We start from the raw sequence: 14,753 nt of genomic DNA, 5'->3' as shown, positions 1-14,753 counted from the left end.
AATCCTTACAATAATACACAATCTTCTTGAAAGGCATTTGCCCATTAGTACATCTGAAGGGTTCTATTTCTGTAATTTCAATATTAAAAGTTGAGAATCTGGTAAAATGGGATTATGCATTGAAGCTTTTATGGAGAATAGAATACTGTACCAGAGGGTGGTATCTAACATAGTAATTACTCAAAATAATATTTAAAACTTAAAGTAAATCAAATCTGCATTCACGTATTAGTCTAGCCTTAGGGTATCATACCATAAATGCCGCTCAAATACAATTATGTATCGATGAAGGGCTGGATATCATTAGAGGCGCTGTTAAACCCTGTAAATGTAGGGGTTACATGAATTTATTTTTCATTCATTTGCACCACCCTAAATTAATAATTATTATGATACTACGATTACTTTTGCTTACTACTCTTATGTTTTCTTGTCCCACGCTTTATTCTCAAGTGGGCATTGGAACTTCAGCACCAGACCCTTCAAGTATATTAGATATCTCTGCAACAAACAAAGGCCTTCTTATTCCACGGGTGTCTTTGAGCAGTATAAGTAATTCTACGATTGATGGTAAATACACAAATGCTACCGGCTTATTAATTTACAATACCAATGCAGCGCTACCTGGTGGTACAGGTTTTTATTATTGGGATGGTTCTGCATGGGATACCATGAAAGCATCTACGCAAAGTAATGCGACTACAGGAAACTGGTCAACTAGTGGAAATGTAATTGATGATCAGATTTTCCTTGGAACTACAAATGACAAGGCCCTAAACTTTCGGGTAAACAATATATCGGTAGGTGGTTTTAAAACCAACAATACTTTTAACTTAGGTGTAGGTTCTTCCAGTAATGGTGCACGATCTATGGCACTAGGTTTTGAATCAACTGCGGGTGGAGATGAAGCGACAGCTTTGGGACGACAGGCTGCTGCTACCGGACATCGTTCTGTTGCGGCCGGTTTTGAAAGCAAAGCACAATCTGAAGAGAGTGCAGCTTACGGAAGAAATGCGTTAGCAAGCGCTCCACGTACGCTTGCGGCAGGTTTTGAATCATCCGCAACCGCAGAAGATGCCACCGCTCTGGGTAGAAATGCAGATGCTAATAAAGCAAGGACTACTGCAACAGGTTTCAATAGTATTGCTGGGTCAGATGAGGCTTCTGCATATGGTAGTAATGCGCATGCGGTAGGATTGCGTTCTACAGCACTGGGTTATCGCACAGTAGCAAGTAACAATGATGCTATTGCCATAGGAAGTGAATCAAAAGCTGAAGCTATCGCCTCAGTAGTGGTTGGTAACAGGTCTATAAGTAATGGTTTAAAAGGTATAGCTATAGGTTATTCAGCAGAAGCTGTTGCAAATTTTACTACGGCCATAGGTGATGATTCTTACACCAATAGGGATTTTGGTACGGCTATAGGCTCTCAGGCAAATGCTAAGGGCGATGCTTCTACTGCACTGGGTTATAAAAGTTTGACCTTAGAAAGAAATGCCGTGGCTTTAGGGGCAGTTTCAGATGCTCAGGGAGAAAACTCAATGGCTTTGGGTCATGATACGTACACTAACAAAATTAATGCCATAGCTATAGGGAATAATTCCGAAAGTACAGGTTCAGATGCAGTAGCACTTGGAGCCTCAAGCAGATCAAGGGAAGCTGGTAGTATTGCAATAGGAAAATCCACGAACGCTTCTGCAATCAATTCTCTGGCTATAGGTAACGGTGCTCAGGCAACAGGACAAAATTCAGCTGCTATAGGAAATGGTACTACTGCTTCACAGGCAAATACGCTAATTCTGGGGAATAACGTAAATGTGGGTATAGGAACTAATGCACCTACCGCAAAATTGCATGTTGACGGTAGTTTGCGTATTGTAGATGGTAACCAGGGAGATAGCAAGGTACTTACCTCTGATGCAGCTGGTAATGCAACATGGGCGGCTATCGATTCAGGTAAATCATACGGTGAAATTTATGGGACAAATAATTTCAGTCCCATCCTGGGTGGAAATTATTTAATAACAGGATTGACAAACGATCCAGCTACTCTTAAAAATGTTACTGCTGGTGATAGCTATATTGAGGTAAAAAAGACTGGGGTGTATAAGATTTCTTATGCTTTATCTATTTGGAGTTCAGATGAATCAGACAGAAATTTTTTATTATTCGTGGCGAAGGGAACCGCATCAGCAGGCCCAAATATTGTGAATAAAAGCCGTAGTTATGTTGGGAATTCAGATAGTAATACTTATATAAATGCTTCAAAAGTATTACTACTCAACATGGTTGCCGGTGAGCGATTATATTTAGGTTATGCTACTAATGGTCATGGTACGACTTTCATTGGGAATTCAATTTCCCTTACAGTGGAGAGCATGAATTTCTAGATCAAGCCCTATGCTAGGGTGCTATTATTTGGTTTGAAAAAAATACTTCGACGCATTTCGTTTGACAAAGTAAGTTAACCACACTAAATTATTTGCAATAGGCAAAATTGCACACCCTATAGGAGTATCGTACCTTTAGAGCTTTAAAAACAAGAAAGCTAAAAACTATGAGTTCATACGACGTTGCTGTCATTGGTTCAGGTCCTGGCGGTTATGTGGCCGCCATACGCTGCGCCCAGTTAGGTTTAAAAACCGCTATAATAGAAAAATATTCAACAATGGGCGGCACCTGCCTCAATGTGGGTTGTATCCCTTCTAAGGCGTTGCTGGATTCTTCGCATCACTTTGAGGACGCGGTAAAACATTTTGAAGAGCACGGTATCGAGATTCCTGGTGAGGTGAAGGTCAATCTGCAAAAGATGATGGAGCGTAAAGCCAGCGTCGTGGAGCAGACCACAAAAGGAATTGAGTTCCTGATGAACAAAAATGAGATTGATACGTATCAGGGTGTGGGCAGTTTTAAGGATAAGACGCACGTTCATATTGCTTCCGCGGAAGGGGAAGGTCAGGTAATAGAGGCAAAAAATATTATCATCGCTACCGGAAGCAAACCGGCAAGCCTTCCATTTATAGCGATCGATAAAGAACGCATCATAACTTCTACAGAAAGCTTAAAGCTTAAAGAGATCCCAAAACATATGATCGTTATAGGCGGCGGTGTCATAGGGCTGGAACTTGGCCAGGTTTACAAACGTTTGGGTTCTGAGGTTACCGTAATTGAATATCTAGACCGTATTATCCCAACCATGGATGCTGCCCAGAGCAAAGAACTCATGAAGGTGATGAAAAAGCAGGGTGTTAAATTCAATGTATCCCATAAAGTTACAGTGGTTGAGCGCAATGGGGATGAAGTAACGGTCAGGGCGACTGATAAAAAGGATAAGGAAGTTGAATTTAAGGGTGATTATGTGCTGGTTTCCGTAGGAAGAAAAGCATTTACCGAGGGCGTCAATTTAGAAGCGGTAGGCATTAAGACCGATGATCGTGGCCGTGTTGAGGTAAACAGGCAGTTGCAAACCGAAGTCAAAAATATTTATGCAATTGGTGATGTGGTAAAAGGTGCCATGCTGGCCCATAAGGCAGAAGAAGAAGGTGTTTTTGTAGCCGAAATCATCGCAGGTCAAAAACCACATATTGATTATAATTTGATCCCGGGAGTTGTCTATACCTGGCCGGAAGTCGCTTCAGTAGGGAAAACAGAAGAAGCATTGAAGGAAGAAGGGATAGAATTTAAAAGCGGACAGTTTCCCATGCGTGCCCTGGGGCGTTCCCGAGCAAGTGGTGATACTGACGGATTTGTAAAAATCCTGGCAGATAAAAAAACCGACGAAGTACTGGGCGTGCACATGGTAGGTGCCCGTGTTGCAGATCTTATCGCGGAAGCGGTTACCGCAATGGAGTTCCGTGCAAGTGCAGAAGATATTGCACGCATGTCACATTCCCATCCTACGTACGCCGAGGCCGTGAAGGAAGCGGCGCTGGCGGCTACCGCAGATAGAGCATTGCATATCTAAAAAAAAGTTTAAAACATTGTCCTGATTGATTGAAAAAATCAGACAGTATTGAATCCATAAAACCTTCTCCTAAAATAGGAGAAGGTTTTTTTATGTAGCAGAATCAACAGCGCTGAACCTGGATAGAATAATAACGCCGCCAAATGTTTACTGGTTTATGTACTTGTTTCCGAAGAAAAATACCTCAAAAAATAAGTTCCCAGCCGCTATTAAAATGAATAGGTGTGAGGCTCATTGAGGTCAAACCAATTTGAACAAGATCTAGTCATTCTATCTATGAGCTTTTTGGTTTAAGTAAGCATTGTGGAAAGCATAAGTGTGCCAGCAACCAGCAGGAGCAGTGAAAGTATACCGCCAATAATCAAAAAATGTTTGAATTTGTAGACGCCCATTCCATAGATCAATGCATTCGTTTGATAGCCTACGGGTGTAAAAAAGCTGAAATTTGCCGCAAACATTACGGCAAGGATAAAAGGTTTTGGCGAAGCATCAAGTCCGCTGGCAATGGAAATGGCAATAGGAGCCATAATGATCGCGGTAGCATTATTAGAAACCGTGCCGCTCATAACCATGGTGACCAGGAACACAACGCCCAGGGTAAAAATGGCATCTTTCCCTTCCATAAGGGCAAGCAGATTTTCAGAGATCCATACATCTGCGCCGCTGTTGTTCATGGCAAGACCTAGCGGAATCATACCCGCAAGAAGAAAAATGATTTGCCAGTCCACTTTTTTATACACCTTATCCAGTGCCAGGCAATTGGTCGCAAGCATAAGCGCAACACCAGAAAGTGATGCTGATAATATGGAAAGCACACCGGTAGACGCCAGTGCAATGACCAGTATCAAAATACCCAGCGATCCGTACTTTTTTACCTGGGAAGCGGTAGGCGTAAAGTCATGCTCCTGCAGGATCGCCACATTCTCAATAGCCTCTAGCGAGGCAACCCGTCGCATAGAGGTTTCCACAAGGACACGATCACCAGGTTTCAACCGGATCTGATCTATATCTTTTCTTATCAGTCGCTCTTTGGTATTGCGAATGTTTCTGCGTTTTTTAATGCCCAGCGGGATCGCACCTTTTAGGGAATATTCACGCAGGTCTTTCAAGGTTTTGCCCAGTAGGGAAGAGCCGGGAAGCATAAGAAGTTCTGCGTAGATCGTTTTTTGATCGATTACCTTTTTTTCTTCTTTTTTGGATTTTTCACTTTTCTTATTTACATCAGCAACAACTTCTTGTTTGTCTTTTATAGCCTTCTTCTTATCGTCGCTGTTTCGGGTTTCATTAATTATAAAATCTTCTTCTTTAGAAAGGCGCAGTAGGTTTTCAAAATCACACATTACCACAAGTTTATCACCCGGTTTTAGGGTAATATAACGCCCTGGTGCATTGATAACGTCGTCATCGCGCATTAGTTTTATCAGGGAAACATCTGGATTGTCATAAAGAAATGTCTTTTCTATGCGCTGTCCCACGAGCGCCGATTCTTCCCCTATTTCTACAGTGGTCACTAATTCATCAAGTTTGTAGGCTTTTTCCAATTGATCTGGATTTTCTTTGGGAAGAAACCGGGCGGCAATGGTAATATAAACAATGCCAATCAAGAGAAAAGCCAGCCCAAAAGGTGCGAACTCAAAGAAACCGAGCTTTTCAACACCCAGATCCTGGGCTACCGCGTTAACGATAAGGTTGGTCGAAGTTCCCATAAGGGTACAGCTCCCGCCCAGAATCCCGGCAAAGGAGATGGGCATAAGCAGACGCGAAGTTTGTATATCATAGCGCTCCGCGAGTTGGAATACGATTTTTATAAAGATTATAACAACAGCAGTGGTGCTGATAAATGCGGAAATACTGGCCGTAATCACCATAAACGCCGGGGTAATTATCAAAAGGGGCAATACGCTCATTTTACGCAACCCTCTGGAAAGCCAGGCAATTACGCCATTTTCTTCAAGGCCTATGGCAAGAATCATCAAACAGAGCACGGTTATGGTGGCGGGATTTGCGAACCCAGTAATGGCTTCTTCGGGTTCTACGAGCTTAAAGAGCGTAAGGGAAACAATCAGGAAAAATGCGATCTTATCTACCGGGAAAAATTCGGTCACAAAGAGAATTATAGTAATAGCCAGTATGGCAAAAACCTCGATAATTTCAATACTCATCCAGTTTGTTTTTAGAACTACTGAAATTAAATTAAAATGGATTGTATACTACTAAAGAACACTTAAAAATACATTCTATTTTTAGAAGAATCCTGTGATATACTTATCTGAAATAAAGTGCCGCTCCCAAGAAACAGTTTATTCCTACTCGTTCGGGTAATTGATCCATTTTTGATCTAAAATGAGCTAAAAAGTGCGTAAAACATGCTATTTTTAGTGAAATTCACCTAATTTTTGAAGCACCATATCCCGGTAGCTTCGGCTTATGGGGATCGAATTGGCGTTGATCACGAGTTGTTCGTGCGTGTAGGATTCAATCTTTGCAAGGGCGATAATAAAGGAGCGGTGAATCCTTAAAAACTTTCCTTTGGGCAATTTTTTTTCGATACTGCTAATTTTTTCCCTTACCACATAGGTTTTTTCCAGCGTATATATTTGAATATAATCGCTTAGGCTTTCCACATATAAAATAGAATCAAAACTGATTTTGACCATTTGCCTATCCATTTTCACAAAAATAAATTCAGCTTCGTGTAGTGCTTTTTCAGAAGTGGGAATGGTATTTTGATGCAGTTTTAAATAGATTTCTACCGCTTTCAACAAGCGCGGAAACGAGATGGGCTTGAGTAAATAATCCACGGCCTGTAAATCAAATCCATCAATGGCATACTCGCGGTAGGCCGTTGTAAATACAATTTTTGTCTGTGGGTTTATGGCTTTGGCAAATGCTATACCCGTCACTCCCGGCATGTTGATGTCAAGGAATATAAGATCAATTTGCTGAGTACTGAGATGATTAAAAGCTTCCGTGGCGTTTGTACAGGTCGCCACAAGATGCAGCCTGTCAATTTTAGAAAGATGACCGGAAATAATCTCAAGCGCGATGGGCTCATCATCAATGGCCAGGCAGTTTATCTTAGACATTTGCAAGATTTAGGGTTAAGGACACTTCATAAAAATCTGGTTCGTTCCTGATATCAAGTTGGTGCGCATTCTTGTACACAATAGCCAACCTCTTTTTTATATTTTCAAGACCAATTCCACTTTTTCGTGGTTCAGAAAATGGTTCTTTTTGATCATTTAATGGGGTTATTTTTGAGTTTTTTATCCAAAAAAAGAACTTTTTTTGACTGATTTTAAGGTGAATTGCAACATTTATGGAACCATCGCTCCGTTTGCCGTGCTTAAAACTATTTTCAATAAATGGAAGCAGGATCATAGGTGCAATTTCAAGCTCTTCGGCAATGGGATCGCATTTAAAATCAATTTGCAGGTTATTCTTAAAACGCATTTGTTCAAGCGCGATATAATCCTGAATGTGCTCTATTTCTTGATTTAGTGGAACCTTTGCTTTTGGGGTTTGATATAGAATATAATCCAGCAGGCTGGAAAGTTTCAAGATCAGCTCTGGGGTTTCATCACTTTTTTTAAGCGCAAATCCATAAAGTGTATTGAGCGTATTGAAAAGAAAATGCGGGTGCACCTGCATTTTTAAATAGGTCAATTCCTGCTTTTTGAGCTGAAGTTCACCACTAAGGATTTTATTTTTTAGAATCTCATTCGTGGTTTGGGTTTTATAATTTGTTTTGAGCAAACTAAAGGCGCTTGCTAAAATCACGACCAGATAAACCACAATATTTATAAAAAGCAGACTTTTAGTGATTGGAAATTCTTTGCCAAGAGCCATTGAAGCGCTCAAATTCAGGCCATAAAAAGCCGAATACATAATAGAACTGGAGGAAATAATAAAGGTGGCAATGGCATACAGTACAAATTCGTAATATTTGCCAGGCAACAAATAGTGCGGTATCAAATGATATACAAAAACATAGGTCGTTGCCATGGTCACGGGCAATAAAAAAGATGAGAATGTACATACGGTTTTGAAAGTGGCATCTTCCAGTCCGAAAAAAAAGGTAAAATACAGCAATACTGCACTCCAGAACAGGCCATGCAGTACAATTTTTTTAATAGCATATTTTAGAAATCCACTTTTTTTCATACACTCCTTAAATATGGCACTTCTGTAGAATATTTAAAAATTTTTGCGGTAGATCACCGGTTTTGAGCGTGAATTCACCGGATTCTTCGCTATTCAGTCCAAAATGGTTAAATAGGGTTCAAAAACTGCAGGTGATCGCAAAATAACGGAAAGGCGCTAGTTTGATAATAGTTTTGATCCTGTAATCTTAAATAAAATAAATTATGCTTTTATCAACACGTATCGCTTTACAAAGCAAAGGTTTTTTCGGGGTTCTGGGAGAACGCATTCAAGAGGGTGGCACATTTGCCATGAGCCTGATCGTGATCAGTTTTCTGATCATGCTATTTTTAATTGTGCGTGCTTTTTTAAAACTGAAAGCACCAAAAACCATTTTTGATAAGCTGATCAAATTAATCAATCAGCTTGCCCTGATCGCTTTAACTATAGGATTGTTCAACCAATGGCTGGGGCTTATTCAGGTTTTTGATTCTTTTGAATCCTTAAACGACGTAGAACCGCAAGTCTTTGCAAGTGGACTTAAAATCACCTTACTTTCAGTGATTTTTGGAGGTTTTGTCTTTCTGGTTGGTCGGATCATGACTTTTGTTTTGACGTGGTTTCGACAGGAAAGCGAGTAGGATTTTGGCATCAAATCAGAGTAAAAGTAAAAGCCTCTCAGATTTCAAATCTGTGAGGCTTTTCAAATTCATTTCTTCGAACTGGTTTCCAATTCTCTTTTTAAAATCCCGGTGCGAATCAACAAAATCACACCACTAAGTGTAAGACCTATTCCCGCAGTTCCACCCAAAACCCAAAAATACCAGGGTTCAGAACTATGTTTCCAAAAGCCAGATTCAATCGCCAGGCTGAGACCTGAGCCAAAAAGAACAGCGCCCAGCCCTCCATTAAGCAACCATTTACCCTTTTTAGAAAGTGCCATAGTATCTTCCTGTCAATTTTTGAAGACCGGCGGCGTTTGTGCTTTTTCCGAATACTTTTTGATCGGGATTTATGATGTCCGTTTTGCTCTGGTCATCTATAATTGCTATTTTCATCTTGATGGATTTTAGTATGGTTTCTATAAATGAAAAATTCAGGTTCAATCTCTAATCAACACTCGTCCACCAATGCTCAAAATGCTGGTCTGCCAACTTTAAATCAACTTTCTCACCTATTTTTGGGGTTAGTATTTTTGGTGAATCTACATGTGCAAGTGCTGTGATTCTTTTTAAAGGTTCATCCCACGCGTGATTGGCGAGCGCAAATTTTCCCGAATGTACCGGTAATAATTTCGTAGTACGTAAATCGCTTGCAGCTTGTAGGACCTCTTCTGGTTGCATATGGATATATTTCCATTTTTCGTCGTATTGACCATTTTCAAGAATGGCAAGATCAAAAGGGCCATACTTTTCTCCCGCGGTCTTGAAGTGCATATCATAACCACTATCACCGCCCAGGAATAGAGTATACGCTGGGGTTTTAAGTACGAAAGAAGTCCATACAGTTCCATTTCTCTTAAACCTCCTACCGGAAAAATGACGTGCGGGAACAGTATGAATTTTAAAATCATCATCTAAGACCAGCGATTGATCCCAATCACATTCTTTGATGCTCTCTTTGTCAAAATCCCAGGATATGAGATGAGCGCCCACGCCCAAACCACAAATTACTTTCTTGATTTTAGGGCGTAAGGCAGTGAGTGTCTTATAATCAAAATGATCCCAATGGTCGTGGCTAATAAAAAGGTAATCAATCTCGGGAATGTCATTTTCGGTATATATATCACTACCGGCGAAGGCCTGAATGGAATAGGGAATAGGTGATGCAGAACCGCTAAAAACCGGATCTACAAGTATTTTTTTACCATTGATCTGCATAAAATAAGAAGAATGGCCAAACCAGATCAGAACATCTTCATCCCTATCCAATTGGTGCAAGTCTGTTTTTATGGTTGGTAGACGATTTTCAGGTTTTTTTCGAGGATTTTTTTTAAAGAGTAATTCGCTTAGTACTGTACCATAACCTACACCCTCAGTAAGGGCAGGGGTAACACTTGAGTTTTCAAAAGATCCATTTTTATAATGAATGGACTGTTTAATAGTTAGCAAATGTTTACCAGATGGGTGTTTGCCGAACTGCGGCTGCATAAGAAAAACGATGACAAAAATAGAAAACAACACTACGAATAAAATAAAAATCATAAGGTTTGGGTACTAAATTAACGGTCAGGAAAATGACTGCCGGTAACAACTAAAGCATTAATTGATCAAAATCTGGAATCTACTTTTCTATCTTCTTTGGTAAATTCAAGCATCCAGCCGGGATATTCTTTAGGAAGCTGACTCAGGTCATCGAGTTTGTTCATTTCTTCCGTATTAAAACTCACTTCAGTAGCTTTAAGATTTTCGCTAAGCTGTTCTTTATTTTTTGCACCTATTATCACGCTGCTCACTGCCTTTTGATGTAATAACCAGGAAAGGGAAAGTTGCGCTACACTCACACCTTTACTTTCGGCCATAGGTCTAAGGGCATCTACAATATCAAACGCCCGGTCCCGGTTTACGGGAGGAAAATTAAAATTATCACGCCTTCCGCCCGATGTTTTTTTATCATCCCGGTCATATTTACCACTCAAAAGTCCGCCCGCTAGTGGACTCCACACCATAAGACCCACATTTTGATCCTTTAATAATGGTATGATCTCACGCTCCAGATCACGGCCGGCGATGGTATAATAGGCCTGTAGTGAAGCAAATCGTTCCAGATTATGGTAATGGGAATAATCCAGTGCTTTCATCAATTGCCACGCAGCGACGTTACTAGCGCCTATATAGCGAACTTTTCCGCTACGTACCAAATCATCAAGGGCACGCAGAGTTTCCCCTATAGGGGTTATGGGATCGTTGGAATGTATTTGATAGAGGTCTATATAGTCAGTATTTAGACGTTTAAGGCTAGCGTCTACCTGATCTATAATATGTTTTCTAGTTAGCCCTTTTTGATTGGGGCCTTCGCCCATAGTGCCGCGCACTTTAGTGGCAATAATGAGTGATTTTCGGGAAATTCCGATATTTTTAATTGCTTTTCCGGTAATTTCTTCTGATAGACCTTCAGAATATACATTTGCGGTATCTACAAAGTTTACCCCTGCATCTACTGCTTGTTTTAAAAGATCATTTGCTGCGTTCTGATCTACGCCCCCAATTTCTTTAAATCTTCCTTTTGCGCCAAAGGTCATCGTACCAAAACAAAGTTCTGAAACAATGAGACCTGTATTTCCTAAAATAGTGTACTTCATGATAAGGTAAGTTCGTTTTTTGCAGCTTAAAGTTAAAGCACACAACAAAAAGGGAAGTAATCAACTTTTATAATTCTTTCACAAAAGCGGCAGTCAAACTATGGGTAATTAATAATCAGAATACTCCGTAGGATAGAGATAGGTAATATCAATATGGGAAACGTTATCCTGATATTTTGGCAAAGCCGAAAGTTTTTTCCATACCGGCGCTGTTCCAAAAGCTTCCCAGTGTGCATCGCGGCTGGCCTGGTCTTTAAAGGTCGTCATGTACATCAGGTTGGGCATATCTGGCCCAGAAACCACCGAGGAATAAAAAACAGCATTAAAACCTAGTTTGTCAAAAAGGGCCACCTCACCACCAGCGTTGAACATGTCAACTTTATTCTGGTGCAAAGCAACGGTAGGGGACTGGTAACTGCGAAGCTCATATACGCGCTCCTCCCTTGGAGTGGTAAGTGGTGAAGGTTTTAAAAGAGGCATATCCTCAAAAGCTTTGAGCACTATTGAACTAATACGTTCATACGGTTTTTTATCGTGTGGAGCGCCAATAAACGCAGCGCCTTCCTTCTGATAGGTTTTATCGCTTAGAAGTTTTGTATCAAGACTTTCAAATTCTTCCAGAGAAGCGAATGGGATCAGCACAATAATACGCTGTAATGTATCTTCGGGAGCGTATGTTTTTGGCTTAAAAACACCGATATTTTCAATATTTTGACGTTTTAGGGCTGGTAAATAGGCATTTTTGAAATATTTATCAGCCTGTTCTACTTGAGAATCCGCACTAAACGTATAGGTTTTAAGTTGGTAAAATTGCCTGTTTCCCTGTTGGGCAAAAATAAGGTTACAGCTTGAGCAGAGAATAAATAGAAGTAGCGTGTACTTAATGGAAATTTGATTCATAATAGTTTTTTAAAGGACGTTAATGTATTTATAATTGGTGGTTTTACATGCCTATAGAATATTAAATTTCTGAAAATAAGAAAAAATGAAAGCAATACAAGTTTCTACAGGCGGTGGTGCAGAAGTTTTAAAGCTAGCCAATATAGATTCCCCAAAACCAGGATACCACGAATTATTAATTGAAGTTAAAGCTGCTGGGATAAACCGGAGTGATGTCATGGTACGTGAAAAACCAGATACGTATGGAGGATCAAAAGGAGAAACTATAGTTCCCGGTCTTGAAGTTGCGGGCATTGTAAAAGAGGTAGGGGACAAAATCACTTCATATAAAGTAGGGGACGAGGTCTGTGCATTGCTTACGCAAGGTGGTTATGCGGAAGAGGTTGTCGTAAACGAGAAACTAACTATGCCCGTTCCCGGCGGATTGAGCTTTACTGAAGCCGCATCGCTTCCAGAGGTGGTTTTTACAGTTTGGTTCAATGTTTTTCAGCAAGCAAAGATTGAAAAAGGAGAGAAGTTGCTTATTCATGGCGGTACAAGCGGTATTGGGATTATGGGCCTACAAATGGCAAAAGCGATGGGAATGCCTACCTATTCTACTGCCGGAACCGATGAAAAAGTTCGGTTTTTGACAGATTTAGGCGTTGATAATGCCATTAATTACAAGAAAGAGGATTTTTCCGAAATTTTCAAAAACGAAAATATTGATGTAATCCTGGATATGGTAGGAGGGGATTATACCCGGAAAAACCTTGATATTCTGGCTAAAAACGGCCGTTTATGCTATATAAATGGCATGAAAGGACTAAAACCTGAAATCAATTTATGGACGATCATGTCCAAAAATCTGATCCTTACCGGAAGTTTGCTCAAGCCACAAAGTATTGAGGTAAAGGCAAAAATCGCCAGAGAGGTTGTACAAAAAATCTGGCCGTTACTTGAAGATAAGTCCATTGAGCCGGTCATTCATAAAACCTTTCCATTAGCAGAAGCTGCAGACGCACACCGACTCATGGAAAGCAGCGATCACATAGGGAAAATCGTACTGGTAATGGAAAAGAACTAAAGCTGCTGAAAATCATTTCAATAGCAGGCTAATCCTTTTCTTTAATTTCCTTTTTTTCCGGATCCTGTAACGGTTCATACATTCTTCGCAGATGTCTCTTAAGTTGGTAAAAACGGGCGATGCCAACTATAAGAACCACCATAGAAAGTCCTAAGGAAAAATAACCCAGGAGTTTAATTTCTTCAAGATTCTGCATTCCCAGAAATGCTATGCCGCCTAGAATGAGATAAAGGGACGTTCTTAAATAGGATAATAACGTTCTCTCATTTGCAAGTTTGGTCCTTTCCATGGCAAGATGGTCCCGTAGAATGATATCCTCTTTTTTTTGATAATCATTTGTAAACTTAATCAATCTCCTGAATTTACCTTTCATATATGCATTATTGAATAGGCTTTGTCCTACGTAAAAATTTACATTTCAAATTACGTATAAGTTCCCATCCTTGTGTATCAATAATGTTGACTAATAATGGGAAAGAAATAGAATTTCTGGCATTATTAGCGGTCGTGAAGATAGATATTTTCCTTATAACGACGTTAATTATAAAGAACTCCAAAAATCTAAAATTTCCGAATTAGAAAACACAAGTATTTGAATTTTAGCGCTGTTTATAATCGAAAATTTAATCTATAGCAGTAACGTAAATTAGAATTTCAGAAAAGAAAGCTGGATAGAAGATTTTGAAATGAATCAAAGTTAAATGAATCAAAGTTAAATTAACATGGTTTAAACATGACTGAAGCATAAAATCGCTCAAATGCAATAATAATTGTTAAAATACATAATTTATCATTCCATTAACATATATATCTTAACAATTAGGATATTCTTGTTTTCTATCTTTTAATAATTACCCAAAAACTTCAAGGAATGAAAATGCCCCATACTATATGTTATGTAAGTAAATCCCGCGAGGACTTATCTAAAAAGGAAATAGGTTCCATACTTGATCATGCTTCAGCGATCAATAATGAATGCATAGTCAGTGGAATTTTACTCCATTCTTTTGGCAATTTTTTTCAAATACTTGAAGGAGGGCAGGAACATATAACATCCCTTTATAACAAAATATTAAAAGACCCACGTCATGGTGACATTATTGAGGTGTATAACCATTCTACCGCAAAACCGGTCTTTTTAAATTATAATTCTAATTTTCATGTGGTGACCACTAATGATCATTTGAACTACATACGTAAGTATTTAAGAAACAATAAAAATTTTTATTCTTGTGAAAAGATCCTTCGTCTGCTAAAACCCTTTGATTTTTTTGATTAAAGGTCTTTATTCACTAGTAATTAAATTTTAGCCACATTAACCGAGCGAAAGTGATTATGGAGGGCATAGGTGTAGTAAAACGGTTTCCATAAATTACTTA

At 39.5% G+C, this 14,753-nt stretch carries 14 protein-coding genes; 5 read left to right on the top strand and 9 right to left on the bottom strand.

Annotated elements, in window-relative coordinates:
- The first annotated feature begins 389 nt into the window (after positions 1-389).
- Together P162_RS01975 and lpdA are read left to right on the top strand one after the other, a co-directional pair.
- Complete coding sequence (locus tag P162_RS01975; RefSeq protein ID WP_031425514.1) at positions 390-2,390, top strand: hypothetical protein; 2,001 nt, start codon at positions 390-392, stop codon at positions 2,388-2,390.
- A gap of 167 nt (positions 2,391-2,557) precedes the next feature.
- A complete protein-coding gene (gene lpdA / locus P162_RS01970) occupies positions 2,558-3,964 on the top strand; it encodes a dihydrolipoyl dehydrogenase (protein ID WP_031425513.1) in 1,407 nt (468 codons plus the stop codon).
- A gap of 290 nt (positions 3,965-4,254) precedes the next feature.
- Here lpdA and P162_RS01965 read toward each other — a convergent pair whose 3' ends face one another.
- The 3 genes from P162_RS01965 to P162_RS01955 all read right to left on the bottom strand — a co-directional run bounded on the left by P162_RS01965 (position 4,255) and on the right by P162_RS01955 (position 8,128).
- Complete coding sequence (locus P162_RS01965; RefSeq protein ID WP_031425512.1) at positions 4,255-6,126, bottom strand: SLC13 family permease; 1,872 nt, start codon at positions 6,124-6,126, stop codon at positions 4,255-4,257.
- A 213-nt stretch (positions 6,127-6,339) separates the two neighbouring features.
- Positions 6,340-7,050 (bottom strand): LytR/AlgR family response regulator transcription factor, encoded by a 711-nt coding sequence (locus P162_RS01960; protein ID WP_031425511.1) that lies wholly within the window; start codon positions 7,048-7,050, stop codon positions 6,340-6,342.
- Positions 7,043-8,128, bottom strand: coding sequence for a sensor histidine kinase (locus tag P162_RS01955; protein WP_031425510.1), 1,086 nt, complete (start codon positions 8,126-8,128; stop codon positions 7,043-7,045). The genes P162_RS01960 and P162_RS01955 overlap by 8 nt, the downstream gene beginning before the upstream one ends.
- Positions 8,129-8,331: 203 nt before the next feature.
- Here P162_RS01955 and P162_RS01950 point away from each other — a divergent pair, with 203 nt between their 5' ends.
- Positions 8,332-8,748 (top strand): hypothetical protein, encoded by a 417-nt coding sequence (locus P162_RS01950; RefSeq protein ID WP_031425509.1) that lies wholly within the window; start codon positions 8,332-8,334, stop codon positions 8,746-8,748.
- Between the two features lie 68 nt (positions 8,749-8,816).
- On the opposite strand, the gene P162_RS01945 is transcribed toward P162_RS01950, so the two are convergent.
- The 5 genes from P162_RS01945 to P162_RS01930 all read right to left on the bottom strand — a co-directional run bounded on the left by P162_RS01945 (position 8,817) and on the right by P162_RS01930 (position 12,308).
- The gene (locus tag P162_RS01945; RefSeq protein WP_031425508.1) at positions 8,817-9,050 is read right to left on the bottom strand and encodes a hypothetical protein; all 234 of its coding nucleotides are present in this window, start codon (positions 9,048-9,050) and stop codon (positions 8,817-8,819) included.
- Positions 9,037-9,165, bottom strand: a complete 129-nt coding sequence (locus P162_RS17925) for a hypothetical protein (RefSeq protein WP_262493902.1) — start codon at positions 9,163-9,165, stop codon at positions 9,037-9,039. Before P162_RS17925 ends, P162_RS01945 begins: the two co-directional genes overlap by 14 nt.
- 51 nt (positions 9,166-9,216) lie before the next feature.
- On the bottom strand, positions 9,217-10,311 hold the full coding sequence (locus P162_RS01940; RefSeq protein ID WP_031425507.1) for an MBL fold metallo-hydrolase: 1,095 nt from the start codon (positions 10,309-10,311) through the stop codon (positions 9,217-9,219).
- A gap of 65 nt (positions 10,312-10,376) precedes the next feature.
- Positions 10,377-11,408 carry an aldo/keto reductase gene (locus P162_RS01935; protein WP_031425506.1) on the bottom strand — a complete coding sequence of 344 codons (1,032 nt, stop codon included), beginning with the start codon at positions 11,406-11,408 and terminating at the stop codon, positions 10,377-10,379.
- Positions 11,409-11,516: 108 nt separating this feature from the next.
- Positions 11,517-12,308: an NIPSNAP family protein gene (locus tag P162_RS01930; protein ID WP_031425505.1), complete on the bottom strand. Its 792-nt coding sequence runs from the start codon at positions 12,306-12,308 to the stop codon at positions 11,517-11,519.
- Positions 12,309-12,393: 85 nt separating this feature from the next.
- On the opposite strand from P162_RS01930, the gene P162_RS01925 reads away from it, so the two are divergent.
- Complete coding sequence (locus P162_RS01925; RefSeq protein ID WP_031425504.1) at positions 12,394-13,374, top strand: NAD(P)H-quinone oxidoreductase; 981 nt, start codon at positions 12,394-12,396, stop codon at positions 13,372-13,374.
- A gap of 28 nt (positions 13,375-13,402) precedes the next feature.
- Here P162_RS01925 and P162_RS01920 read toward each other — a convergent pair whose 3' ends face one another.
- Positions 13,403-13,747: a DUF202 domain-containing protein gene (locus P162_RS01920; RefSeq protein WP_051907737.1), complete on the bottom strand. Its 345-nt coding sequence runs from the start codon at positions 13,745-13,747 to the stop codon at positions 13,403-13,405.
- 504 nt (positions 13,748-14,251) lie between these two features.
- Between P162_RS01920 and P162_RS01915 the strand changes: the two genes are divergently transcribed.
- On the top strand, positions 14,252-14,653 hold the full coding sequence (locus P162_RS01915; protein WP_164076184.1) for a BLUF domain-containing protein: 402 nt from the start codon (positions 14,252-14,254) through the stop codon (positions 14,651-14,653).
- The last annotated feature ends 100 nt before the right edge of the window (positions 14,654-14,753 follow it).

Origin of the sequence: Flavimarina sp. Hel_I_48 (assembly GCF_000733945.1) — a bacterium.
Taxonomy (GTDB): Bacteria; Bacteroidota; Bacteroidia; order Flavobacteriales; family Flavobacteriaceae; genus Leeuwenhoekiella.
Note: the sequence above shows the minus strand (reverse complement) of the source record. Positions and strands in the feature narration are given on the sequence as shown.